The sequence below is a fragment of the Herbaspirillum sp. SJZ099 genome (assembly GCF_007828355.1).
GTDB lineage: Bacteria > Pseudomonadota > Gammaproteobacteria > Burkholderiales > Burkholderiaceae_D > Herbaspirillum.
The window spans coordinates 911,148-935,947 of record NZ_VIUO01000001.1 but is presented as its reverse complement, the minus strand read 5'-3'; the positions used below and the strand labels follow the sequence as shown (position 1 = coordinate 935,947).

At 66.1% G+C, this 24,800-nt stretch carries 25 protein-coding genes; 6 read left to right on the top strand and 19 right to left on the bottom strand.

The genetic code is table 11. The annotated features are described in order from the left end of the window. Positions 1 to 69: 69 nt before the first annotated feature. The 15 genes from FB597_RS03970 to dctP all read right to left on the bottom strand — a co-directional run bounded on the left by FB597_RS03970 (position 70) and on the right by dctP (position 13,696). Positions 70 to 549: an acyl-CoA thioesterase gene (locus FB597_RS03970; protein WP_141916577.1), complete on the bottom strand. Its 480-nt coding sequence runs from the start codon at positions 547 to 549 to the stop codon at positions 70 to 72. 150 nt (positions 550 to 699) lie between these two features. Beyond that, positions 700 to 1,632 carry a 2-hydroxyacid dehydrogenase gene (locus FB597_RS03965; protein ID WP_141916575.1) on the bottom strand — a complete coding sequence of 311 codons (933 nt, stop codon included), beginning with the start codon at positions 1,630 to 1,632 and terminating at the stop codon, positions 700 to 702. 190 nt (positions 1,633 to 1,822) lie between these two features. Beyond that, positions 1,823 to 2,074, bottom strand: coding sequence for a hypothetical protein (locus tag FB597_RS03960; RefSeq protein ID WP_141916573.1), 252 nt, complete (start codon positions 2,072 to 2,074; stop codon positions 1,823 to 1,825). A 40-nt stretch (positions 2,075 to 2,114) separates the two neighbouring features. Beyond that, a complete protein-coding gene (locus tag FB597_RS03955) occupies positions 2,115 to 2,363 on the bottom strand; it encodes a DUF6139 family protein (protein WP_144768192.1) in 249 nt (82 codons plus the stop codon). Positions 2,364 to 2,639: 276 nt separating this feature from the next. Continuing rightward, positions 2,640 to 3,596 carry an ACP S-malonyltransferase gene (locus tag FB597_RS03950; RefSeq protein WP_144768399.1) on the bottom strand — a complete coding sequence of 319 codons (957 nt, stop codon included), beginning with the start codon at positions 3,594 to 3,596 and terminating at the stop codon, positions 2,640 to 2,642. Then, on the bottom strand, positions 3,593 to 4,564 hold the full coding sequence (gene mdcB / locus FB597_RS03945; protein ID WP_144768191.1) for a triphosphoribosyl-dephospho-CoA synthase MdcB: 972 nt from the start codon (positions 4,562 to 4,564) through the stop codon (positions 3,593 to 3,595). Before mdcB ends, FB597_RS03950 begins: the two co-directional genes overlap by 4 nt. Continuing rightward, entirely contained in the window at positions 4,552 to 5,295 is a 744-nt protein-coding gene (gene mdcG / locus FB597_RS03940) for a malonate decarboxylase holo-[acyl-carrier-protein] synthase (RefSeq protein WP_144768188.1), read from the bottom strand. Before mdcG ends, mdcB begins: the two co-directional genes overlap by 13 nt. 13 nt (positions 5,296 to 5,308) lie before the next feature. Then, positions 5,309 to 6,061 (bottom strand): biotin-independent malonate decarboxylase subunit gamma, encoded by a 753-nt coding sequence (mdcE, locus tag FB597_RS03935; RefSeq protein ID WP_144768186.1) that lies wholly within the window; start codon positions 6,059 to 6,061, stop codon positions 5,309 to 5,311. A gap of 11 nt (positions 6,062 to 6,072) precedes the next feature. Beyond that, complete coding sequence (locus tag FB597_RS03930) at positions 6,073 to 6,969, bottom strand: biotin-independent malonate decarboxylase subunit beta (RefSeq protein WP_144768184.1); 897 nt, start codon at positions 6,967 to 6,969, stop codon at positions 6,073 to 6,075. After that, positions 6,966 to 7,280, bottom strand: a complete 315-nt coding sequence (mdcC, locus tag FB597_RS03925; RefSeq protein WP_144768182.1) for a malonate decarboxylase acyl carrier protein — start codon at positions 7,278 to 7,280, stop codon at positions 6,966 to 6,968. The genes FB597_RS03930 and mdcC overlap by 4 nt, the downstream gene beginning before the upstream one ends. A gap of 43 nt (positions 7,281 to 7,323) precedes the next feature. Then, entirely contained in the window at positions 7,324 to 8,796 is a 1,473-nt protein-coding gene (locus tag FB597_RS03920; RefSeq protein WP_144768180.1) for an amidase, read from the bottom strand. Between the two features lie 292 nt (positions 8,797 to 9,088). Further along, positions 9,089 to 10,756: a malonate decarboxylase subunit alpha gene (gene mdcA / locus FB597_RS03915; RefSeq protein WP_141916554.1), complete on the bottom strand. Its 1,668-nt coding sequence runs from the start codon at positions 10,754 to 10,756 to the stop codon at positions 9,089 to 9,091. Between the two features lie 2 nt (positions 10,757 to 10,758). Beyond that, the gene (locus FB597_RS03910; RefSeq protein WP_141916552.1) at positions 10,759 to 12,108 is read right to left on the bottom strand and encodes a TRAP transporter large permease; all 1,350 of its coding nucleotides are present in this window, start codon (positions 12,106 to 12,108) and stop codon (positions 10,759 to 10,761) included. Then, positions 12,105 to 12,677 (bottom strand): TRAP transporter small permease, encoded by a 573-nt coding sequence (locus FB597_RS03905; protein ID WP_144768178.1) that lies wholly within the window; start codon positions 12,675 to 12,677, stop codon positions 12,105 to 12,107. Before FB597_RS03905 ends, FB597_RS03910 begins: the two co-directional genes overlap by 4 nt. Beyond that, positions 12,674 to 13,696, bottom strand: coding sequence for a TRAP transporter substrate-binding protein DctP (dctP, locus tag FB597_RS03900; protein WP_144768176.1), 1,023 nt, complete (start codon positions 13,694 to 13,696; stop codon positions 12,674 to 12,676). The genes FB597_RS03905 and dctP overlap by 4 nt, the downstream gene beginning before the upstream one ends. Before the next feature lie 149 nt (positions 13,697 to 13,845). Here dctP and FB597_RS03895 point away from each other — a divergent pair, with 149 nt between their 5' ends. Beyond that, positions 13,846 to 14,514, top strand: coding sequence for a GntR family transcriptional regulator (locus tag FB597_RS03895; protein ID WP_141916545.1), 669 nt, complete (start codon positions 13,846 to 13,848; stop codon positions 14,512 to 14,514). 139 nt (positions 14,515 to 14,653) lie between these two features. On the opposite strand, the gene FB597_RS03890 is transcribed toward FB597_RS03895, so the two are convergent. The 4 genes from FB597_RS03890 to FB597_RS03875 all read right to left on the bottom strand — a co-directional run bounded on the left by FB597_RS03890 (position 14,654) and on the right by FB597_RS03875 (position 18,558). Then, positions 14,654 to 15,946 carry a M20/M25/M40 family metallo-hydrolase gene (locus tag FB597_RS03890; RefSeq protein WP_144768174.1) on the bottom strand — a complete coding sequence of 431 codons (1,293 nt, stop codon included), beginning with the start codon at positions 15,944 to 15,946 and terminating at the stop codon, positions 14,654 to 14,656. Between the two features lie 79 nt (positions 15,947 to 16,025). Continuing rightward, on the bottom strand, positions 16,026 to 16,925 hold the full coding sequence (locus FB597_RS03885) for a pseudouridine synthase (RefSeq protein WP_144768172.1): 900 nt from the start codon (positions 16,923 to 16,925) through the stop codon (positions 16,026 to 16,028). Then, entirely contained in the window at positions 16,922 to 18,253 is a 1,332-nt protein-coding gene (locus tag FB597_RS03880; protein WP_144768170.1) for a type II toxin-antitoxin system HipA family toxin, read from the bottom strand. The genes FB597_RS03885 and FB597_RS03880 overlap by 4 nt, the downstream gene beginning before the upstream one ends. Then, complete coding sequence (locus tag FB597_RS03875; RefSeq protein ID WP_141916537.1) at positions 18,250 to 18,558, bottom strand: helix-turn-helix transcriptional regulator; 309 nt, start codon at positions 18,556 to 18,558, stop codon at positions 18,250 to 18,252. Before FB597_RS03875 ends, FB597_RS03880 begins: the two co-directional genes overlap by 4 nt. 554 nt (positions 18,559 to 19,112) lie before the next feature. On the opposite strand from FB597_RS03875, the gene FB597_RS20425 reads away from it, so the two are divergent. The 5 genes from FB597_RS20425 to FB597_RS03855 are packed head-to-tail and all read left to right on the top strand — an operon-like array spanning position 19,113 to position 24,793. Continuing rightward, complete coding sequence (locus FB597_RS20425) at positions 19,113 to 19,475, top strand: TolC family protein (protein ID WP_255517066.1); 363 nt, start codon at positions 19,113 to 19,115, stop codon at positions 19,473 to 19,475. Continuing rightward, entirely contained in the window at positions 19,469 to 20,527 is a 1,059-nt protein-coding gene (locus FB597_RS03870; protein WP_255517065.1) for a TolC family protein, read from the top strand. Before FB597_RS20425 ends, FB597_RS03870 begins: the two co-directional genes overlap by 7 nt. A gap of 14 nt (positions 20,528 to 20,541) precedes the next feature. Then, complete coding sequence (locus FB597_RS03865; RefSeq protein ID WP_255517064.1) at positions 20,542 to 21,327, top strand: efflux RND transporter periplasmic adaptor subunit; 786 nt, start codon at positions 20,542 to 20,544, stop codon at positions 21,325 to 21,327. Then, a complete protein-coding gene (locus FB597_RS03860) occupies positions 21,324 to 22,691 on the top strand; it encodes an efflux RND transporter periplasmic adaptor subunit (protein WP_144768168.1) in 1,368 nt (455 codons plus the stop codon). Before FB597_RS03865 ends, FB597_RS03860 begins: the two co-directional genes overlap by 4 nt. Next, positions 22,688 to 24,793, top strand: a complete 2,106-nt coding sequence (locus FB597_RS03855) for an HlyD family efflux transporter periplasmic adaptor subunit (protein ID WP_144768167.1) — start codon at positions 22,688 to 22,690, stop codon at positions 24,791 to 24,793. Before FB597_RS03860 ends, FB597_RS03855 begins: the two co-directional genes overlap by 4 nt. Positions 24,794 to 24,800 lie beyond the last annotated feature (7 nt).

Below are 24,800 nucleotides of genomic sequence, written 5' to 3'. Positions count from 1 at the left end.
AAAAAAGGACAGCCAACCGGCTGTCCCTTTTTCATTGGTGCGCGACGCTGGCCAACCGATGGCCGGCCATCAGCCCGGCTTGACTTCCTCGAAACGGCGCTCCAGCTCCTTGCGCAGCGACTTGCGCAGCACCGCGGCCTCGAAACGGCGCTTCTCTTCCCGGGAGAACGGCCGCAGCGGCGGCACGGCGATCGGCTTGCGCTGGTCGTCCACCGCCACCATGGTGAAGAAGCAGCTGTTGACGTGGCGCGTTTCCTGGGTGCGGATGTTCTCGGCCACCACCTTCACGCCGATCTCCATCGACGACGTGCCAGTGTGGTTGACGCTGGCCATGAAAGTCACCAGTTCGCCCACATGGATGGGCTGGCGGAACATCACCTGGTCGACCGACAGGGTCACCACGTACTGGCCGGCGTAGCGGCTGGCGCAGGCGTAGGCGACCTGGTCCAGCAGCTTCAGGATGGTGCCCCCGTGCACATTGCCGGCGAAGTTGGCCATGTCGGGCGTCATCAGGACCGTCATGGTGAGTTGGTGAGATGGCAGATCCATGGTGCTTGGCTCTCTCTGTATTGCTGTCAGCGTTTGGAATGGATGAAAGCCGGAGCGCATCCCCGCGCAATCCGGCCGGCCGCAGATATTACCAGCCTTGGACGGGCTTGAGGCGCCTCCCGGCCCTCAAAAAACCCGCAAATCCGCCGTTCAGGCCCGTACCGCCGGCTCGGCGGCGGCGAAATGCTCTTCGCAGTTGCGCAGGAACTGTTGCACGGAAGCATCGATCGATTCCGGCGACCAGCCGGCGACGTGCGGCGTCAGCACCACATTGGACAGGCCGACCAGCTCCTGCGGCGGCTTCGGTTCGCTCTCGTAGACATCCAGCCCGGCGCCGGCCAGGCGGCCCTCGCGCAAGGCGGCCGCCAGCGCGGCGGTATCGACGATGCTGCCGCGGCCGATGTTGACCAGGTAGCCTTGCGGGCCCAGCTCATCGATCACGCGCGCCGACACCAGATGCTGGGTATCGGCCCCGCCCGGCGCGGCGACGATGATGAAATCGGCCCAGGCGGCCAGTTGCGCCACATCCGGGAAATAGTGGAAATCGACGTCGTCGCGCTTCTTGCGGTTGCAATAGCCGACTTCGATGTCGAAGCCGGCGGCGCGCCGGGCGATCTTCTTGCCGATGTTGCCCAGCCCGACGATGCCCAGGCGCTTGCCCGTCATCTGCGGCTGCAGCGGCAGGCTGTCGCGCCAGCCGCCGGCACGGGTGGCCTGGTCCAGCGCCGGGATATGGCGCACGGTGGCCAGCAGCAGGCCCATTGCATGGTCGGCCACGCAATCCTCGTTGGTGCCGGCGCCGGTGGCGATGTCGATGCCGGCCGCCTCGGCGTGGGCCACGTCGATGTTTTCATAGCCGGCGCCAAAGGCGCACACCAGTTGCAGGCGCGGCAAGGCGCGCATCTCGTCGGCGCGCAGCCCGGTGCTGCCATTGGTCAGCACCACCGCGACATGCCGGGCCGGGCCGGCGATCATGTCGGCGCGGCGCTGCTTGTCGGGAGCGTAGAGGATGTCGTAGTGTTCGCCGATGGTGGCGAGGCTGGTGTCGGAAAGGTGGATCAGGACGAGCAGTGGCGGCTTCATAGGGTCGGGACGTGAATGTGAAAAATCGCGGTGCCCGACATTCTATGGCGAAAAGCGGCCAACCGTATGCACGGCTGCCGCGTCGGGCGGGCGCATTTCCCCATGCGATTTCCATGCCACCGGAGATGCGGCCCGGCGCCGCTGGCGCAGAAACAACACCAGCGACGCCAGCAGCGCCAGCGGCATCGGCTCAGTGATGCGATCCCGGGCCTCGGCGGGACTCCAGCAGCTCATGCGCCACCTGCAAGGCCCCCTGCTCGGCCGATTTTTCATCGCCGAAAGTCTGGTCGGGCAACACCCGTTGCGACGGAAATACCGGATTGCGGTGCATGGGGTTGTGCGACGGCCCAAAGATGGCCACATTGGCCACCCACTCTTCGCCGCCGATCACGCGCACGCCCGAGTACTCGATATCGTAGTCGCCCATGTGTTCGGTTGGCATGACGGTTTCCTCCTTGGTTCATGTGGCATTGCGCACGGCATCATGAAGCGCCGTCGCCGGCGCGGTCGCCCAGGTGGGTGATGGCATAGCCCTTCTGGCTGATCTGCACGAATGCGTCATCCGGCTGCAGCGTGAAATGCCGCCGCCCGTCCTGCTCGACATCGGCGCCCCGTTCATGCATCTGCCAATCGGTATTGGTGACCTCTTGCGGCAATGGCTTCTGGTGCGGGATGAGCAAATAGGAAAACAGTCCGTCGCTGTCCGGGCGTTTGTAAACGTCGACTTTCATCGTGGGGCTCCTGGTCGGGTTGAACACGGTTTGCGCAATGCTGCAAACATCGATGCAAGTACAGCCCGCGCCGTGCCATGGCAACACGGCTTGCTGGTCCGACTTGGGCCTGTTTTATAAGTTCAGGCACGAATGTGCACAGCACCACGTCTTCAACATAGCACTTGCACAGGGGCGATGCCAGTAATCCCGATTCGGTTCCCGCTATGGATCAGCTATTGGCCGGAGATTGCAAAGGAAGAACGCGGCGGGACCGGCAAGCCGCTGGCGGCGGCCTCAATCGGCCTGGCGCCGCAGCCAGGTCAGCGCCCCGGAAAAGCTGCGGAAGTCGGACAGGGAGCGGCATTCGATCTGCGGATGGCGACCGCGCAGCATGCGCGACAGGGCCGCGCAAGAACCCAGCTCCAGCGCGACCGTGACGCCGCGTTCGGCGCAGGCGTCCATGCAGGCGGCCCACTGGATGGTCTCGGTCAGTTGCCTGGCAAGCAAGGTACGCGCTTGCGCCGCGTCGTCGACGGCCTGCCCGGTGATGCCGGCCAGCAAGGTCAGCGCCGGCGCCGCGCAGGAAGCCTGCGCCAGCACATCGGAAAACGGCGCGGCGGCCGCCTGCATCAGCGGCGTATGCGAAGCCAGTCCGACCGGCAGCTCGCCGGTGCGCGCGCCCATGGCGGCCAGCTCATCGGCGGCGGCGCGCAGATCGCGGCTGGCGCCGCCCGCAATCAGCGACTCTTCGCCGGTATCGATGGCCACATAGGCGCCGTGGCGTTGCAGCACCGCGCGCGCCGCGGCGGCGGCCATGCCGCTGACCGACATCAGGCCCTGCTCGCGCTGCATGGCCGGCGCCTGCTGCCGTGCAGCATCCATCAGGCCTGCGCGCCGGGCCGCGATGCCCACGGCCTCTTGGACCCCGAACACGCCGGCCACCGCATAGGCGGACAATTCTCCGACGCTATAGCCGGCCACTACCGCAGGCGCGCCGGCGATAGCGGCCAGCTCATCGGCAATGGCATGCCAGGCGGCAAGCTGGGCCGCGACGATCAGCGGTTGCGCATGGCGGTTGGCATAGAGCTGCTGCGGATCGGCCAGCACATCGGCCAGCGGCGCATCCAGCCACTGTTGCAGTCCGCATTGCGCCAGGAAAGCGGCGCCGTTCGCATCGGCGCGCGCCATGTCGAACATGGCGGGATGCTGGCCGCCCTGGCCGGGACAGAGGATCGCCAGCCGCATGTTCAGCCCCTCTCGCGCGACGGCAAGCCGGACGCATCGCCCAACGCGCACGCCTGATGCACCAGGCACGCCGCCGCCAGCAGGTCGGCCGCGCCGCCCGGCGACAGGCGTTGCGCCACGAAGGCGCGGTGGCAATCGAGGGCCATCGCATGCCAGCCGGGATTGGCAGTACCGCCGGCGGCCAGGAAAGCGGCGCTGCGCGCACGCACCAGCGCAGCCCCCTGCGCACCGCCACGGTGGTAGACATTGGTATCGCTGACATGCTGCATCAATGCAAACAGCGCATCGATCTTGGCCGCTTGCCAGTCGCGGCCGTGTGCCAGCGTCTGGCGCATGCGCGGCAGCGCGATCTCGAATACCGACGGAAACCCCAGCGCACCCTCTTCGCGCGCGCCGCCCACGGCATGCGCGGCGGCCACTTGCTGGCCGTGGCTGGGCTGGCCCGGCGCCTGCGCATGGGTATGGCCGGCCAGCGCATCGCCCCACTGGATCAGCAGCGTGGCGCGTATCGTGGCGTCCGACAGCGGCATCTTCTGCGCCCGGCAATATGCCATCGCCGCACATAGCATGCCCAGCGCGAAAATGGCGCCGCGATGGGTATTGATGCCGCCGGTGGCGCGCAGCATGCGCCGTTCCGCGGCAATCGCCAGGCGCTGCAATTCATTGAAGGGCGCGCCCCGCATGCCGGCTTCGGCAATCAGGAAGAAATAACGGCGCAGCGCAAACAGGCTGCACATGAAAGTGGAGGCATCCATATCGCGATGGCTGCCGTTATCCACCAGCGAGACCAGCCCCGGCTTGGGATACAGCACCAGTTCCTGATACAGGCTGCGCAACGCCAGGCGCGCCAACGTGCGGCTGAAGGCAAGGTTGTCGCGCGCATCGCGGCGCTTCTGCGTGTAGTGCGGGACCGGCGCAAGCGCGGCGCGCCAACCGTCCCCGGGAGGATTGGCGGGACGGTTCAGGCCGCGCATGGTCGGCCCTCCTGTAGTTCGCGCCCCTGTGGTTCACTGCACGATTGCGGCAGGCTTGCCGCGAGTGCGCCGACGCGTTCCAGCTTCACCGCCTCCGGCGTCTTGACCAGCACCTTGTTGTCGGGATCGCCGCCCTTGACGGCGACCTGCCGCCATTCCTTCCACGACACCGCGGCGCCGCCGGGAAAGACGATTTCGCCATCCAGCGGCAAAAACATCGCGTGGTAGGCCAGCAGGCGCACGCCCTGCGCCAGTTGCGCCTGGCTGGCCGGCTCGAACAGCAGGTCGATGTCGGAGCCGCCGCGCAGATATTGCTGTCCGGTGATGGCCTGCCAGGCCAGCGAGCCGAACACGCCCAATGCAATCTCTTCGCGCGCCATGCTTTCCTGCAATTGCGCCATCGGCTCATGCCATGCCGGCGGCAGGCCCGGCAAGCGCGCGGCGGCGATGTCGCGCAGCAGGAACGGCGCGCGGCGCGACGCCACCTCCGAAGCATGCAGGCGCAAGGCGATGCGCGGCTTGTTGCCGTGCGCATCGGGCGGCAAGGCGATGCCGGCGCAGATCTCGCCGGCATCGGCGTCGATATCGGCATCGGCGCGGCGCACCACCACCGGCCAGCGGTTGCGCTGCCAGTGCGCCATCGCCTCGCGCTGGCGGGCGTCTCCCGCGCGCTCCTGCGCGCGCTGCCAGCCCGCTTCGCTCAGCCAGACCAGGTGATGGCGTGCATCCATTGGGCAATCCCGTTCAATCGAGCGGCACATCGTCGGCCACGGCGTCGATGACGCGCTGGGCCAGCTTGCGCCCGCCGCGCTCCAGGCCGTCGATGGCGCGCCGGTCGGTCGAGCGGTCCACCGCCAGCGCCTCGCGCAGCGCCTGCGCCAGGTCGCCGTTCCAGATTCCGGCCACGCCGCCCATGCGCAGATAGTTTTCCGGGCCGGGCGCGAACACCGGGTTGCTCCGGGCCAGTTCGGTCAAGCGCTCTTGCGGCACCTTGGTAATGCGCGCCATGGCCGGCAGCCCCATGACGCGGATGGTGGCGTCCGGCAAGGCATAGCAGGCGTCGGCGATGAGTCCGCTGGTGATGAAGCCGCCCGACAGCGCCTGGTCGTAGACCAGCCCGACCACGCGGTGGCCGGAACGGCGCGCCAGTTCCACGCATTTGCCCAGGTGCGCCATGTAGCTGTTGATGCCCAGCATCTCGTCGCGGTGGCGCAGGCGCTGGCCTTGCGTATCGACCAGGATGACGATGGCGCGGCCGGGATGCTCGCGCACCGTCTTGAGTATCTCGGCGGCCTGCGCCAGCGCGATCTCGATGCCGATGGGCGTATGGCCGGTGGTGCCGACCACGGTCACGGCGGCGCCATCGACCCGGGCCGTGCCGGACAGGAAATTGTCCTGCTCGGCGATGTCATGCCCCTGCGGAAACAGCTGTTGCGCGAGCGCGCGCCAGTCAACTTGTCTGATCTCTTCGGCGGCGGTATTGGCTGCGGTTTGCATGCGTGGATTCCTTATGCTTGGGTGCGGACGCGATGGGCATCGGCCAGGGCGACGAAGGGTTCGGCTTCCAGCATCGGCACCGCCTCCGGTTGCGCTATGCCCAGCGCTTTCCAGATCTCCATCGGATCGTGGGCCTGGCCGAAACGCGCGATGCGCTGGCGCAGCGCCTCCTGCTCCGCTTCCAGCCCCTGCAGCGTCAGCGCGGTCGGGCCGGCATTTTCCAAGGCCTGCGCAGCGGCGGCGCGGAAGGCGCGGATATCGTCATTGACCAGCACCTGGCAATCGCCGGTCAGGTAGCGATGCTTGCCGCCGGTGGTGCGCCACACCAGCGCACGGTCGCGCGAGTCGAACTCTTCCACGCCGTTGGCGGTCTCGATCACCTCGGGGCCGGACATGGCCAGCCGCCCCTCTTCCGACATGATCACTGTGCTGGCGCAACGCGCCACGATGCCCATGCCGCCGAAGCAGCCGTTGGCGCCGCCCACCAGCACGATCACCGGGATACCCTCCGCGCGCGCATCGAGCACGGCGCGCATCACTTCCGATACCGCGATCAGGCCGGCGTTGGCCTCATGCAGGCGCACGCCGCCGGTTTCCAGCAGCAGCACCACGCCCGCGGCTTTCTTGCGGATGGCGCGCTTGAACAAACCGACCAGCTTGGCGCCATGCACCTCGCCCACCGCGCCGCCCATGAAGCCGCCCTCCTGCGCGGCCGCCATCACCGCGCGGCCGTCCAGCATGCCTTCACCGATCACCACGCCGTCGTCGAACGAAACCGGCGCATCCAGTTGCCCCAGGTGCGGGCTGACCACGCGCTGCGCGGGCGGCAGCAGTTCCGTGAAACTGCCGGCGTCGAGCACTTGCAGGATGCGTTCGCGGGCGCTGGCTTCCAGGTAGCTGACGCTCATTTGGCGTCCTCCACCATGGCTTCCACCGCCTGGTCCAGACGCAGGCTGACCACCGCCGGGGTGGCGCCCATGTCGTTGATGGAAATGCGCGCGTCGGCCAATTGCCAGCGCTGGAAGAAGTCGCCCATCACCGCCTCCCAGATGGCGCCGAAACCGCGCGCGGCGGTCTTGACCTCGATCGCGCAAGCGCCATTGAGCGCGGCGTTCTCGATCAGCACTTCCAAGTTGCCGGAGCTGACCACGCCGACCAGTTCGGGTGCGGCCTTGAGACGGCGCCTGCCGTTTTGAAAGCGAAAAGTTAAGGTTTCCATAGCCAATATCGTCGTTGCCTGTGCTTGCGATGCGTGTTGATGTTCATGCCTGCAGCAGCGCCGGCCGCCGCTTGCGTTCCCAATGGGTGGCCTGCTCGTAGGCATAGGCCAGCTGCAGCACTTCGTAGTCAAAGAACCGTTTGCCGATGATCTGCACGCCCATCGGCAGTCCTTGCCTGCCGAATCCGGCCGGGACGCTGATGGCGGGCGTGCCGGCCAGCGACGCCGGGATCACCGCTTCCATCCAGCGATGGTAGGTGTCCATCGGTTTGCCGGCGATACTCTTGGGCCAGTGCTCCTGCGCGCTGAACGGAAATACCTGGGCAGTCGGCATGAGCAGGTAATCGTAGCGTTCCAGCAGGCGATGGATGGCTTTGTACCACGCGCTGCGCTCCACCGATGCGCGGTAGAAATCGCGCGCGCTCCACTTCATGCCATTTTCCACTTCCCATACGAATTCCGGTTTCATCAGCGCGCGCCTGGCCGGGTCGGCGTAAGCCTCGCCCCAGGCGCCGGCCAGTAGCGACTGGCGGTGCACCAGCCACGAATGCCACAAGCGTTCCGGCGCGAAATCCAGTTCGGCCTTGCCGACTTCGGCCACGCTGCAGCCCAGGCTTTCGAACGCGCCGAAGCTACCGCGACAGACCTCCATGACGCCCTCTTCCATGGTCAGGTAGCCATGCAGGTCGCCCAGCCAGCCGATGCGCGTGCCCTTGAAGTCGCGCTGCAGCGGCTGCGCATAGCGCGCCGCATCCTGCACCGTCGACATCGGCGCGCGCTCGTCGTAGCCGACCTGGGTCGCCATCAATCTTGCCAGGTCGCTGACATTGCGGCCCATCGGGCCATTGGTCGACAGCCCGCCGAGATAAAGCTCCGGCCCCGGCCCGCTGGGGATGGCCCCGGCCGAGGGACGAAAGCCGTAGACATTGTTGAAGGCCGCCGGATTGCGCAGCGAACCCATCATGTCGCTACCGTCGGCCACCGGCACCATCTGCAAGGCCAGCGCAACCGCCGCGCCGCCGCTGCTGCCGCCGGCGATGCGGCTCTGGTCGTAAGCGTTGAGCGTGATGCCATAGACCGGGTTGTAAGAGTTGGAACCCAGCCCGAACTCCGGCGTGTTGGTCTTGCCGATCAGGATCGCGCCCTGCTTCCTGATGCGTTCGACGAAGATATCGTCGGTCTTGGGCACATTGTCCTTGAACATCGGCGAACCGAAGGTGGTGCGGATGCCGCGCGTGAGCGCCAAATCCTTCACCGCGTGCGGCATACCGTGCATCCAGCCCAGATACTGGCCGGCGGCCAGTTGGCGGTCTTTCTCATCGGCCTGCCGCAGCAAGGCATCGCCGTCCTGCAGCGCGACGATGGCGTTGACCCTGGGATTGACGCGTCCGATGTGCGACAGGTAGGCCGCCATCACTTCGCGGCAGGAAACCTGCCGGTCGCGGATGGCGGCCGACAACGACAGCGCGTCGAGCGCGACGATGTCCGGCGGCGAATAACGTTGCGATGAAGTCATGGTCTTGCCGTTGTCTGTTGAATTTGCCGTGGTTGCGCCCGCTGCCGGCCCGGATGCCGCCATGCCAAGCGCAGTCCCTCCCAATAGCAGGCCGCTGCCTGCGACGAACCGGCGCCGTTGCTGGTTCACCTCCTGGGAATCTATACCGCTGATGCCGTCACACTGCCGCATGGTGTCCTCACTATCGGATAACTGCGGTTGAGAATGCCTGCCCAACAACGTGATACGGGGATACAGGCAGGTTGCGTTTTTCGACCGCCTTACCTTCCCGCCAACCGGCTGTTTTCCATCGTTACCAGTTGCGGAACCGCTTGGGCGGGTTGTACAAGCCGCCCGATGCGCGCACCAGGTCCTTCATGTTCTTGGCCGCCAGCAGGTCGCGGGTAGCCAGGCGCTTGTCGATGCCCATGTCTTCGGCGCGGCGGATCACGCCGCGGTCGCGCAGGTTTTCCACCATGCGCTTGTCGCGCCCCAGGCCCACCGGCGTGTAGCCGGCCACGCCGCGGATGGCTTGCTCGCGCTCTTCGTCGGTGCGGCACAGCAACAGGTTGGCGATGCCTTCCTCGGTCAGGATATGGGTCACGTCGTCGCCGTAGATCATCACCGGCGGGATCGGCATCTTGGCCTGCTCGCCCAGTTGCCACGCATCCAGCCGTTCGACGAAGGCCGGCTGCATGTGTTCGCGGAAGGTCTCCACCGTCTGCACCACCAGCTTCTGGCCGCGCGGGATGGTATTCCTGCCGGCGCGCGCCTGCTGCCCGGCCTTCAACCAGGCGGGGCTGGCGTGGCGCCGGCCGCGCGCGTCGGCGCCCATGTTGGGAGCGCCGCCGAAGCCGGCGATGCGGCCCAGCGTGGCGGTGGAGGAATTGCCCTGCAAATCGATCTGCAGCGTGGAACCGATGAACATGTCGCAGCCGTAATGACCGGCCGTCTGCGAGAACGCCCGGTTGCTGCGCATGGAGCCGTCAGGGCCGACGAAGAAGATATCGGGCCGGGCGCGGATATATTCCTCCATGCCCAGCTCGGAACCGAAGGAATGGATCGATTCGACGAAGCCGGCCTCGATCGCCGGGATCAGCGCCGGGTGCGGGTTGAGCGCCCAATGCTTGCAGATCTTGCCGCGCAGGCCGAGCGACTCGGCATAGGTCGGCAGGATCAGCTCGATGGCGGCGGTGTCGAAGCCGATGCCGTGGTTCAGGCGCTGCACGCCGTATTCGGCATAGATGCCCTTGATGGCCATCATCGCCATCAGCACCTGGATCTCGGAAATCTGCGCCGGATCGCGCGTGAACAGCGGCTCGATGTAATGCGGCGTGGGCGCCTTGATGGCAAAGCTGACCCAGTCCGAGGGAATGTCCACGCGCGGCAGTTCATCGACGATCTCGTTGACCTGGGCGATCACGATGCCGCTGGAAAATGCCGTGGCCTCGGCAATCGCCGGCGTGTCTTCGGTGTTGGGGCCGGTGTACAGGTTGCCGTGGCGGTCGGCCGCCTGCGCCGCCACCAGCGCCACGCGCGGCGTCAGGTCGATGAAGTAGCGCCCGAACAGTTCCAGGTAGGTGTGGATCGCGCCGATGTTGAGCTTGCCGGCCGAGGCCAGTTTTGCCAACCGCCCGGCCTGCGGGCCGGAGAAGGAAAAGTCCAGCTTCGAGGCGATCCCCTTTTCGAACACATCCAGATGCTCCGGCAAGGCCAGCACCGAGAACAGCATGTGCAGGCCGTGCACCCGCGCCGGATCGAGCGCGGCCAGGCCCTTGGCCAAAAAGTCGGCCTGCTTCTGGTTGTTGCCCTCGACGCAGACCCGGTCGCCCGGCTCGATCACCGCATACAGCAGCTCGGCCAGTTGCGCCGCCGGCGCGATCTTGCCTTGCAGTTTTCCGCCCAGCACCGCCGCGGCGCGCGCCAGCCGGTCGTCCCGGTTCTTCTGGCGCACGTTCCAGACGCGTTCGCTACCGCTCATATTTACTTCGCTCCCATCAGTAAGTCAGGCAATACGGTCGCGATGCCGGGGAACATGCACAGCAGCACGACCGCCAGGAACATCAGCGCCAGGAAAGGAATGGTGCCCTTGATGACGTCGCCCAGGGGAATGTCCGGCGCGATGTTCTTGATCACGAACAGGTTCAGCCCCACCGGCGGGTGGATCAGCCCCATCTCCATCACCACCGTCATCACGATGCCGAACCAGATCAGGTCGAAACCGGCTGCCTTCAGCGGCGGCAGGATGATGGGCGCGGTCATCAGGATGATCGACACCGGCGGCAGGAAGAAGCCCAGCACGATCACCATCAGCAGGATCACCGCCAGCAGCAGCCATTTGGACAGGTGCAGGTCGACCACCCATTGCGCCGCCGACTGGCTGATGTGCAGGTAGCTCATCACGTAGGAATACAGCAGCGACATGCCGATGATCAGCAGCAGCATGCCCGACTCCTTGATCGTCGAGGAGAGGAACGGCGCGATCTCGCGCGGCTTGTAGATGCGGTAGACGATGGCGATCAGCACCAGCGCCAAGAGCGCGCCCAGGCCGGCGGTCTCGGAGGGCGTGGCCAGCCCGCCGTAGAGCGCCACCATCACGCCGATCAAGAGGATCAGGAACGGCAGCACGCGCGGCAGCATCTCCACCTTCTGCGCCAGCGTGAAGTGCTCGTCGTCCAGGTAGGCCGACTTGGCGCCGCCGGCGCTGTAGACCGCATGCGCCAGCTTGTATTCCTTGCGGGCGCGGTAGACGGCATAACCGGCGAACAGCAGCACCAGCAGCACGCCCGGGCCGATGCCGGCCAGGAACAGGCGGCCCAGCGACTGCTCGGCGGCCACCGCGTACAGGATCATGGTGATCGACGGCGGCAACAGGATGCCCAGCGTGCCGCCGGCGGCGATGATGCCGGCCGCGAAGCCCGGCGAATAACCGCGCCGGCGCATTTCAGGAATGCCGGCCGAACCGATCGCCGAGCAGGTCGCCGGCGAGGAACCGGCCATGGCGGCGAACAGCGCGCAAGCGAACACGTTGGCGATGCCCAGCCCGCCCGGCACCCGGTTCAACCAGGCGTGGATGGCCGAATACAGGTCCTTGCCCGCCGGCGATTTGCCGATGGCGGCCCCCTTCAGGATGAACAGCGGGATCGACAGCAGCGTGATCGAGGCGATTTCTTCGTAGACGTTTTGCGTGATGGTGTCCAGCGAAGAGGCCGGCATGAAAACGTACATGAAACCGGTGGCCACCACGCCCAGCGCGAAGGCGATGGGCATGCCAGAACACATGACGGCGATGGTGACGATCCCGTACAGGGCGCCAAGCGTGAGCGGGCTCATTGCGCGCCCCCTTTCGCTTCCACCGTGCCGGTGATGCGCACCAGCACCTGCACCAGCAGTTGCAGCGTGAGCACGGTCATGCCCAGCGCCATCATCGAATAGGGAATCCACAGCGGCGGCGCGAAGGTCGACGATGTGGTCTGGCCATCGACCCAGGCCTCATGGAACAGCGTCCACGATTTCCACGCGAAGAAGGCGCAAAAGAAAAAGGAAAACAGGTCGACGATGAACATGCGCACGCGGTTGGCGGCCGGCGACAGGAAGCCGGCCAGGGCTTCGATGCCGATATGGCCGCGCAGCGACTGCACGTAGGCCGAGCACAGGAAGATCACGCCCACCAGCATGAACACCGAGGCCTCATCCTGCCAGTCGGTGGGGTGATGGAAGAAATAGCGCACCACCACCGAATAGGTCAGGATGCACGAGGTCACCACCAGCGCGATCATGCCCAGGAACACCGCCAGCTTGTGGAACTTCTCCAGCGCCGCGGCCAGCCACGCCAGCGGCGCCCAGGCCGGCACCGCCGGACGTGCCGCAGCGGCGCCCGGCATCTCGAAACCGTGGCTCATAGGGTTTTCTCCGCCAGCTTCAGCAGGTTGGCGCAGTTGGCGTTACGCGCGGCGAAATCCTTCCAGGCGGTATTGCGGGCGATGTCCTGCCACTTCTTGACCACTTCCGCATTCAGGTCGACCACCTTGGCGCCGGCCTTCTGGTAGACCTGGGCCACGGCGATGTCGTCGGCCTGCGCCGCCTTCATGGCGAACTGCGCCATCTCGGCGCCGACCGCCATGACGACGGCCTGCTGGTCCTTGGACAGGCGCTCGAACACCGCCTTGGACATCATCAGCGGCTCGAACATGTACCAGTAAGCCTTGTCGCGGCCGGTGGTGAGCGCCTTGGCGACTTCTTCCAGGCGGAACGACATGAAGGAGGTCGACGAAGTCATCGCCGCATCCATGGCGCCGGTCTGCATGGCGGCGTAGATTTCGTTGGAAGGCAGCGTCACCACGGCCGCGCCGGCTTCCTTCAGGATCAGGTCCATCTCGCGCGAGCCGCCGCGCACCTTCATGCCCTTGGCATCGGCCGGATCGACGATCGGCTTGCCGCGCGAAGCCACCCCGCCGGCCTGCCAGATCCAGCTGACGATGACCACGCCCTTCTCGCCCAAGATGCGCGCCAGCTCCTTGCCGACTTCGGCGTTCTTCCACGATGCGCCCTGCTGGTAAGAAGTCACCAGGCCGGGCATCAGGCCGATGTTGGTTTCGGGGACTTCGCCGCCGGCGTAGTTCAGCGGCACCAGCGACATGTCCAGCGCGCCCTTGCGCATGGCGGAGAACTGCGCATTGGTCTTCATCAGCGAAGAACCGGGATAGATCTCGAACTTCAGGCTGCCCTTGGTGCGTTCGCTGACCTGCTGGGCGAACATGCGCACCAGGCGGTCGCGGAAGTCGCCTTCATTGATGGTGCCGCCGGGAAACTGGTGCGAGATCTTCAGGTTCGTCGCCTGGCCCCAGGCCAGTTGCGTCCCCGCAAAAAAGGGCGCGGCAGCGAGCGCGCCCAGCAAATGCCGACGTGTCTTGGAAGTCATTTCGTGTCTCCTCCTTAGGATTGATGGATACTGCGTGTGTTTTTATGATCTCATCGTGTATACAATTTCTTAGGAAACGAATACATTGTCAAGCATAAATTCATATAAAATAATTGTCTTGTATGCAATCCCAAAAAAGGATTCCCAAGATGGAGACCGCCAAGAAACGCTCTGAAACCCTGCGCGAATCGATCGAGGAAATGATCGCCGTCGGCAAGCTGGCGCCGGGGCAGCACCTGGACGAGACCTCGCTGGCCGAGGAATTCGGGGTTTCGCGCACGCCGATCCGGGAAGCGCTGATCCAGCTGGATTCGATGGGCATCGTCGAAATGCGCCCGCGGCGCGGCGCCATCGTGGCCGAGATCGGCCCGCAGAAACTGATTGAAATGTTCGAGGTCATGGCCGAGTTCGAAGCCATGTGCGGCCGCCTGGCCGCGCGCCGCATGACGCCGGCCGAGCACGCCGAGCTGATGGCGGCGCACCAGGCCTGCAAGGCGGCGCGCGATGCCTCCGACCCGGATGCCTATTTCTACCTCAACGAAGCCTTCCACGACCGCATCTACGCCGGCAGCCACAACAGCTTCCTGGCCGAGCAGGCGCGCGCGCTGCACCGCCGGCTGCGCCCGTACCGGCGCCTGCAGTTACGGGTGCGCGACCGCCTGAAGATGTCGTTCGACGAGCATCAGGCGGCGGTCGACGCCATCATCGCCGGCGATGCGGAAAAGACGGTGGAGGTGCTGCGCCAGCACATCATGATCCAGGGGCAACGCTTCGCCGATCTGGTGGCGTCGCTGCACCAGCTGAAATCGGCGGCCTGAGCCTGTTCGAGACCTGACCCTGCAAAAAAACGGCGGCCCGTCATCGGGGCCGCCGTCTTTCCTTCCTCTCCTGCCTTTCCTTCGTGACTTACTGCCGCTTCAACGGCGCATTCACTTCACTGCATTCACTTCACCGTATTTACTTCACCTTATCCTGCGCCACGTCCATGATCAAGCGCGTGGACAGGTACAGGCGCGGCACGATGGTATCGAGCAGCACGTATTCGGCATCGTTGGAGTGTGCGCCGAAGCCGCTCAGGCCCATGCCTTCGATCACCGCGCCGCGGCTCTTCAGGGCTGCGAAGGCCGCATCGGTGCCGCCGCCGGTGGCGACTTCGGCGACCTTCAACGGCATGCCGATTTCTTCATAGATCGCGCGCGCATGCGCCGCCACCTTGCGCGAGGCTGGCGTGGCTTCCAGCGGCGGACGACGCATCTCGAACTTGACGCTGACCTTGGCCTCGGGGATCAACTGCTGCCTGATGCCGTCGTTCAGGCGCTGCTGCAACTGATCGAAGTCGCTCACTTTCAGCGCGCGCGCATCGGCCTGCGCGCTGGCGGCAGCGGGAATGACGTTGCGGTTGGTGCCGGCCTGGGCCACGGTCCAGTTCAGCTTCAGGCCGCGCTCGGGCTGGGACAGCTTGTCCAGCTGCAGCAACTGGTGCGACAGCTCGTACAGCGCGTTGACGCCCTTCTCCGGCGCCGCGCCCGCGTGCGAGGACTTGCCGGCCACCGTCAGGTAAGCCGCGCCGATGCCGCTGGTGGCCAGGCGCAACTGGCCGTCGGCGCCGCCGCCTTCGAACGACAGCACCACGTCCTGCTCGGCGCCGTATTTCGTGTGCAGGCTGCGCCCGCCCGGCGAGCTGATTTCCTCGTCGCCGTTGATCAGCACGGTCAGCGTGTCATAGTCCTTGAAACCCGCCTTCTGCAGGATGGCGATGGTATGCAGGATGGTGGCGATGCCCTGCTTGTCGTCGGCGATGCCCAGGCCGTAGGCCTTGTTGCCGTCGACGCGGAACGGCTGGTCTTTCAACATGCCGCGCAGGTACACGGTATCCATGTGCGCGATCAGCATGATCTTGCGCCGGCCGCTGCCCTTGAATTCGGCATGCACGATCCGGCCAATCTTCTCCGGCGTGTCGCCCATGCGGTAGACCTCGGGCGCATCCAGCAGCTCGACCTTGCCGCCGAGCGCGGCCAGGCGGTCGCGGATCAGCGCGGCGATCTTCGCCAGGCCTTCCAGGTCCTTGCTGCCCGACTCGATGCCGACCAGGTCGCGCATGGTGTCGATCAGGCCGGCCTTCTCTTGTTGCGCCATGTCGTAGAACGGCGCCTGCGGCGCGGCCAGCGCGGATTGCGCGCCGAGCGCAAACAACATGGCGGCAAGGATGTTCAACGGGGTCTTCTTATGCTGTGCGAAAGCAGATGTCATCTATGTCTCTCTCTTGGATGGATTGTGATCATGCCGGTACCGATTGTAGCGGTCTTGCCGCTGAGAACCTATCGGCTTCTCAGAGGGTGCGTTCGCTGCGGAAATGGCGCTCGCTGCCATCCAGCGGATCGATGAAGAACAATGAACGCGCCAGCAGCTTCAACGGCTTGTCGAGGTCATCGGCCACGCCCACCGGCACCGCCTCCGGATAGAACAGGTCGTTGAGGATGGGAATGCCCAGCGAGGCCATGTGCACGCGCAGCTGGTGGCGCCGTCCGGTCACCGGCTCCAGGCGATACAAGCCCAGTTCCCCGCGCGGCTCGACCAGCGAGATATGGGTTTCCGAATTGGGCTCGCCCGGCGCTTCATGCATCTTGAAGAACTGCCCCGGGATCTCTTCCACGCGGCTGCGATGCACCAGCGGCAATGCCAGCTCCGCGCGCAATGGCGCGATGGCTTCGTAGACCTTGTACATGGCGCGCCGCTGGAACATGGACTGGTATTTGCCGCGGCTGTCCGGATGGTGCGAGAACACGATCACGCCGGCCGTCTCGCGGTCCAGGCGATGGATCGGCGTGAGATGTTCCAGCCCGGTTGCCTTCTTCAGGCGCACCAGCAAGGTCTCCTGCACGAAACGCCCGGTCGGGATCACCGGCAGGAAATGCGGCTTGTCGGCCACCAGCAGATGGTCGTCGATGTGAAGGATCTTTTCCTCCACCGGAATGCGCGCCTCGCCTTGCGGCAATTGGCGGTAATAAAAAATGCAGTCGCCGCTGCGGTAAGGGGTTTCCGGCCGCAGCGCTTCGCCGCGCTGGTTGCGCACTTCGCCGCGCAGCAGGCGTTCGCGCCACACGGGCGGCGGGACGGCGGTGAAGCGCTCGGCCAGGAAGGACAGCATGTCGGGCCACGGCCCCGGCTGCAGCCATAGGTAACTGGGCGCAAGGCCGTCGCGCACCGGCAAGGTCGGCGTCGGCCTCACTGCTTTTCTCCTCGCGCGGTTTGCTTGCGCGCCGCGCGCCGCCGCCATGCGGCCACGCTGGCATTGGCGTCGATATGCGCCAGCAGCTTGCCGCGCTGCGCGTCGGTAAACGGCAATTGCGCGACCAGCGCCGGCCAGTGCGTCATGGCGCGCGCCACCGTCTCCACCAATACCGCCTGCAGCTTGGGTTCCGGGATACCCCAGATATTGGCAAGCTGGCGCAGGATCGCCGGCGTGAGCAGTTGCTTGCCCTGTTGCCCCGGCACGAAATTCAAGGCATGGCCATTGCCGCCGACATACGCGGCATAGGCGACGATGTCATAGGCCGGCGACAGCGCGGCCTGCCGCGGCGTGCGGTACAGGAGGCTGAAGTTTTTCAGGTGCGCATCGAAATTGCCGAGCAGTTCATTCACCTTGATCCGCCGCAGCAGTTCGAACACATCGTCGGCGCCGCGCACGCTGCGCTCCAGCAGCACCATACCGATGGCGGCATAGGTGCCGGCGTATTTGGCGCCGGGCGCGGTGCCGGTGACCTGGGCGAAATCTTCCATGTGCAGACGGCCGGTGGGCGTAGGCGCGTCGCGGTCGAAACGATGCACCAGCAAGAAACGGCTGGCGTCGTTGCGCAGGCCGAACGGCAAGTGCTCGGCAATGGCCGACAGCGGCTCCAATGCGAACTGGCAGACCTCGACGCCGGCGGCGGCGGCCAGCGTCAGCGAAGCGAACTCCACCTGCGGCATGTTGGGATAGTCGGAGGCCGGCAGCTTGGCGATGAAATGGCTGCCCTGCCGATCCCTGGAACGCATCACATAGCGGCCGCCCTCCTGCACCAGCGCCAGTTTCGGCTGCACGCCGGACAGCGATTCGCCCTCCGGCACCGGCAATTGCCCCGAACTCATTTCGTAGCTGTCATGCCCCTGGCCGAGCAAGCGCCCCAGATGCCTGTCATCGAGCTGCTCGGCCAGGGCCGAGACATCGCCGGGCAAGTCCTTGCCGCAATAGGCCAGCAAGCCGAATTCGTCATCCGGCGACAAGCCTGCGCGCTGTATCAGGTGCTTGCGCAACTGGCCTTCCGGCAGCAGGTTCTGGAAAAACGGCGGCAAGCCGCCCTTGCCATCGCCGCGGTTGACTGCCAGGGTCGGGTTCAGGAGCTGGGCCGCGGTGCGCTCTTCGCTGGCGGCCTGGTACAGCTGCGACAGCACGGGGCGTGCGGCGTTGGCGGCATAGGCGTCGTCAAACCGGAAATAGCAGCGCCCGTCATCCAGGGCAAACAGCGATCCGACATCGTCGAGCCCCAGGCGGATGCGCAGGGAACGCAGCATGCTCATGGGCGGCTCCGCTTATGCATCAGCCCGTGCAGTTGCTCGGACAACTCGGTCATGCTGCCGGCGCCGGCAGCGTCGGCATCGGCGCGGCGCAGCCGGGCTACCGCCTGCGGCACCAGCTCCAGCTCCAGCTCCAGCTCGCTGCAGATGGCCAGCAACCTGGCCAGTTCGATATTGCCCTTGCCGGTTTCCAGCGCCAGCAGCGTATTGCGATGAATGCCGGCCTGGGCCGCGAGTTCGACCGCGCTCAGTTTGCGGGCCTTGCGGGCGCGCCGGATCTGCTCGCCGATATCCAGGATGCTGGCCATGAAATGTGCCCCAGTGTTCAGGTGAAGAATGGTTTGCCTGTATTTTCACCCAAATAACTGTTCAAAACAAGAAATGACCAATTTATTATTTATTTTAATTAATGACCAATAAAAAAGGCATATTCAATCGCGGCGCGCAAATCTGCTGCCTTGGAGCAAGAGAAAAACAACGTATCAAAACCACATCTTCTTTACAGATGCGCCGGCCCGGGCATTGATTAACATTTACCAACATTGACTGGCATTTACTTCAGCCTGGCGGGGGCCTGCCCTCCGCATCCACGCGCGGGGGCGCGTACGGCACACGAATAAATCATGACAGCGCGATTCCCAATCGGCTGATCGGCACAAAGGTTAAGTGATGGAAGCTTTGCGGTTGCCCTTTCTTCGTCCATTTTCTTCTGCGGCATCGCATCGGATAAAAAGGCCCGGCGCCCTGGCTGCGCTGGCCGCCGCCTTGGTGCTGGCAGGCTGCGGCTCCGTGGCCGTGCAACCTTACTCCGAGGCCGAACTGGCCGAACGTACCGCCGCCGACCGCGCCGCCGCGCAGCAGGATGTGCCCCCCCATCGCCGGTCCCCTGTCGCTGGATGAAGCCATCGCACGCGCGCTCAAGTACAACCTCGATCGCCGCGTCAAGATGATGGAAGAGGCGCTGGCCCTCAACCAGCTCGACACCGCCACCTGGGACATGCTCCCGCGCTTCATGGCGCAGGCCGGCTACAGCCGCCGCAACAAGGACCTCATCACCAACAGCGTCGACTCCGTCACCGGACAGCCTTCGCTGTCCCATCCCTATATTTCCAGCGACAGCGCGCATGCCACTTTCGACCTCGGCCTGACCTGGAACCTGCTCGATTTCGGCCTGAGCTACATCGCCGCCAAGCAGCAGGCCGACCGCGTGCTGATCGCGTGCTGATCGCCGCCGAACGCCGCCGCAAGGCCATGCACCTCCTGGTGCAGGACGTGGTCAGCGCCTTCTGGCGCACGGCCAGCGCCCAGAAACTCAATGAGCAGGTGACCCTGGCGATCATCAATGCCGAGAGCGCCCTGGAGGATGCGCGTCGTTCCGAGTCAGAACGCGTGCGCTCGCCGATCGATGCCTTGCGCTACCAGCGCCAGTTGCTGGAAAACCTGCGCCTGCTGGAAAACATCGACCAGGAGCTGTCCGTCGGCCGCCTGGAACTGGCGCAGTTGATGAACGCGCCGCTGGATATGCATTTCCGCGTGGTGGAACCGGACGACCGCCTTGCCACGCCGTTGCTGGGCATGCCCATGCGGCAGATGGAAGAACTGGCCATGACGCACAACGCCGACATTCGCGAGCAGCAATACAGCAGCCGCATTGCGGTCGAAGAAACCAAGCGCACGATGCTCAAGCTGTTTCCCAACCTGTCGTTCAATGCCGGCATCCGCCACGACACCGATCGCTACATGATCAACAACACCTGGAACGAGACCGGTATGCAGCTCTCGTACAACATCTTCAACCTGCTCGCCGCGCCGTCCCAGAAAAGATTCGCCGAGGCCGGCGTGAAGCTGGCCGACCAGCGCCGCATGGCCACGCAGATGACCGTGCTGGCGCAGGTCTATCTCTCGCGCCTGCAATACGAAGCCGCCTATCGCCAGTATCTGCGCTCCGATGAAATCTGGCATGCCGACGAGAAGATTGCCGAGCACAGCCGCAACCGCGAGATGATGCAAACGCAGAGCCGGCTGGAACAGGTCTCCAACAACACCGCCGCCATCGTCAGCCTGCTGCGTCGCTACCAGTCAATGGCGCAAGTGCAGAACATGCGCGGCAAGCTGCAGGCCACGCTGGGACTGGAACCCGACATCGGCAGCGTGGACGAGCTCTCGCTCGAACAGCTCACCAGGCAAGTGGGCGACGCCATGCAGCAATGGCAGGATGGCGCAGCCGTGCCGCCGGCAACGGCTGCGGCGGCTGCAGCGGCGGCCGTGGCAAAGTAACGATAAGGAATTCCATGTTTGCATCACCTGTCCGCTATCGGTTCGCCATTGCGATGAGCCTGTTGGCGCTGGCGCCTTTCACGCCGGGACTGGCGCAGCCCGCGGCCCCTGCCGCGGCGGCGCCGCGCTCGGCCATAGAGAAGCAGGATATCCGCGCCCAGCTGGCGCCGCGCCGCTACACCACGCTGGCCGCGGAAGTCGGCGCCAAGATCAACCGCATCGAGGTTGCCGAAGGCGCCCGCTTCCGCGCCGGCCAGACGCTGGTCATCTTCGACTGCTCGCTGCAGCAGGCCCAGCTGCAAAAGGTCAAGGCGGCACTGGCCGCGGCCGACCAGACCTACAGCGCCAACAAGCGGCTGGCCGAACTGAATTCGATCAGCAAGCTGGAGCTGGAAGTGTCGCAAGCCGAAGCCAACAAGGCGCGCGCCGACGTGTCGTACATGAACATCTCGCTGGACAAATGCCGCATCCCGGCGCCGTTCAACGGCCGCGTGGCCGAACAGCGCGCGCGCGAGCAACAGTTCGTGCAACCGGGCCAGGCGCTGCTCGATATACTCGACGATTCGGTGCTGGAACTGGACTTCATCGTGCCCAGCAAATGGCTGGCGTGGCTCAGGCCGAACCAGAAATTCCAGGTCGCCATCGACGAGACCGGCAAAAGCTATCCGGCCAAGGTGCTGCGCATCGGCGCGCGCGTGGATCCGATCAGCCAGTCGGTAAAACTCACCGCCACCATCGACGGCCAGTTCGATGAGCTCATGGCCGGCATGAGCGGCAAGGTGCTGATCGCACCGCCATGAGCGCGCAGCCGGCAAACTCCGCTCCCGTGCCGCAGCGCCATCCGCTGCTGGTGCTGCTGGACCTGGGCCGCCGCGCCCGGGCCGCGCGCAGCGTGGAGGAGCTGAACTTCCTGATGGTCAACGACAGCCATGCGCTGGGCGCCTATCGCCAGGCCGCCCTGTGGCTGGCCGACCGCGGGGTGGAAAGCTTGTCCGGCGTGGTCGAACCGGAAGCCAATGCGCCTTACGCGCAATGGCTGGACCTGGCCTGCCGCGCCCTGGCCGAGAGCCTGCAGGAGGCGGCCGCCGTCGGCCCGCGCCGCCTGCCGGAGGCATTGGCCGGGCAATGGTCGCAGTGGCTGCCGCCGTATGGCCTGTGGCTGCCCTTCGCCGGCGGCGGCCTGTTGTTTGCCGCCGACGCGCCATGGAACGAGGAAGCGGTCGCGCTGTTCAAGGAATGGGGCGACACCTGGCATTACGCCCGCTCGCGCCAGCAGACCACCGCCTCGGCCTGGTCGTGGCGGCGGCTGGGGCATGCGATCAAGACCGCGCTGGCCCCCGATCCGGCCAGGCCCTGGTGGCGGCAGCGACGCGCACTCATTGCCGCCCTCGTCGTCCTCGCGCTGCTGTGTCCGGTGCGGCTGTCGGTGCTGGCGCCGGGCGAATTGGTGCCGGCCAATCCGGCGTTCATCCGCGCGCCGCTGGACGGCGTCATCGCGCAATTCCAGGTACAACCCAATGAGCAGGTCAAGGCCGGCCAGGCGCTGTTCAATTTCGACGAAGCGCCGATCGCCACCCGCATGGAGATCGCCACCCAGGGGCTGGCCGCGGCGCAGGCCGAATATCGCCAGTACGTCCAGCAAGCCCTGTCCGATTCCAAATCCAAGACGCAGTTGGCCAGCCTCGGCGGCAAGATCGAGGAGAAGCAGGCCGAAGCCGATTTCGCCCGCGCCCAGTTCCAGCGCTCGCGCGTGGTCGCGCCGCAAGCCGGCATCGCGCTGTTCGACGCCCCAAGCGAATGGATCGGCAAGCCGGTGCAGACCGGCGAACGCATCATGCGCATCGCCGCCCCCGGCGATGTGGAAGTAGAGGCCTGGCTCCCGATCGGCGATGCCATTCCCCTGGCCGACGAGGCCGAGGTGAGCCTGTACCTGGCCTCCGCGCCGCTGTCGGCGGTGCAGGCGCGCTTGCGCTATGTGGCGCATGACGCCGTACCGCGTCCGGACGGCAGCTATGCCTATCGCGTGCGGGCACGGCTGGCGGCACATTCCGACCTGCGCGTCGGGCTCAAGGGCACGGCCAAGTTGTCCGGCCCGTGGGTGCCGCTGGCGTACTGGATGTTGCGCCGGCCGCTGGCCGTCATCCGCCAGCATGTCGGCCTATGAAGATAGCGCTGCCGGCCCTGCGCGAAGAACTGGCGCTGCTGCCGGGACCGGTGCTGGCCGACGGCCAGCCCAGCCACACCTTGCACGACCCGGTGCGCAACCAGTTCTTCCAGATCGACTGGCCGACCTTCGAGATGCTGCGGCGCTGGGGCCTGGGCGAAGCCGGCGCGGTGGCCGCTGCCGTCAGCCGGGAGACCGCCCTGCAACTCGGGCCGGACGATGTCGAGCAAACGCTGCTGTTCCTGCGCGAGAACCAGCTGCTGCGTCCCCAGGCCGGCGCCGCCGCCGACTATGCCGCGCGCCTGCGGCAACGGCGCGGCGGCTGGGGCCAGCGCCTGCTGCACAACTACCTGTTCTTCCGCGTGCCGCTGGTGCGGCCCGATGCCTGGCTGGCGCGCTGGGCGCCGCGCCTGTCGCTGTTCTATTCGCGGCTGTTCCTGGCCCTGACCCTGGCCGCGCTGGGCTGGGGCGCGATCGAGGTGTTCCGCCAGTGGGAGTCGTTCTCGGCCACGCTGGTGGATACCATGTCCTGGCGCGGGCTGGCCAGCTACGGCATCGCGCTCACGGCGGTCAAGGTGCTGCATGAGCTGGGGCATGCCATCACCGCCAAGCGCTTCGGCTGCCGCGTGCCGACCATGGGCGTGGCGTTCCTGGTGCTGTGGCCGGTGGCCTATACCGATACCAACGAGGTCTGGAAACTGACCGGCCGCCATCAGCGCCTGGCGGTGGTGGCAGCCGGCGTGCTGACCGAACTGGCGGTGGCGGCATGGTCCACGCTGGCCTGGGCGCTGCTGCCCGAAGGCACCTTGAAGTCGCTGGCGTTCCTGCTGGCCACGACCACCTGGATCGCCACGCTGGCCATCAACGCCAGTCCGTTCATGCGCTTTGACGGCTATTTCTTCCTTTCCGACTGGCTGCAGATGCCCAACCTGCACGCGCGCGCCTTCGCGCTGGCGCGCTGGGACCTGCGCGAGCGCCTGTTCGCGACGGGCGAGGCGCCGCCGGAATATTTCTTGCGCGCGCGCCGCATCGGCCTGGTCCTGTTCGCCTATGCCACCTGGATCTACCGGCTCACCGTGTTCCTCGGCATCGCCGCGCTGGTGTACGCCTTCTTTATCAAGGCGGTGGGCATCTTCCCGTTCATGATCGAGATCGGCTGGTTCGTGTTGCGCCCGCTGGCGCAGGAACTCAAGGCCTGGCAAACGCTGTGGCCCGCCATCCGGAGTAGCCGCCGCGCCCGCATGAGCGGCGCCGCCGCCCTGCTGTTGCTGCTGCTGTTGGCCGTCCCCTGGCCGGCCCGCATCAGCGCATCCGCCCTGCTGCGGCCGGCGGCGCAACTGGTGCTGTACGCGCCGCCGCATGCGCAGGTACGGGCCATGCCCGTGGCCGAAGGGCAACATGTCGCGGCGGGAACCACCTTGCTGGAACTGTCTTCGGACGAACTCGAAGGGCGCCTGCGCGCCGCCACCGCGCGCAAGGAACGGCTGCAATGGCAGACCACCTCCGCCCCCTTCGACCCGGAACAGCGCGCGCAATGGCTGATGGCGCAAGAACAGTTGGGCGCGGCGCAGGCCGAGATAGCCGCCATCCGGGCCGACGCGGCGCGCTATGCGCCGGTGGCGCCATTTGCCGGCGTGTTGCGCGACCTGTCGCCGGAGATGCGGCCGGGCGTATGGCTGTCGCGACAGGAACCGCTGGCGCGGCTGATATCGGACCAGGGCCTGACGGCGGTGGCCTATCTCGACGCAGAGGAAGTCAGCCTGATCAAGATCGGCGACACGGCGCGCTTTTATGCCGACGCGCCCGAAGGTCCCTCGGCCATGCTGGAAGTGACCGGCATCGACCGCGACGCCAGCCGCACCTTGCCTGAGCCGGAGCTGGCCAACCTGTTCGGCGGCGCCGTCGTCGTCCGCGAGAAGAACGGGCAGATCTATCCCGAGGGCCCGGTCTACCGCGTCACCCTCAAGGTGCGCGATGCCGGCAATACCAGCACGCAACATGCCTGGCGCGGCACGGTGGTGTTGCGCGGCCGCTGGACCGTACCGGCATGGCGCTACCTGCGCGGCGCGCTGGCGGTGGTCCGGCGCGAGGCCGGGTTCTGAGACCCCC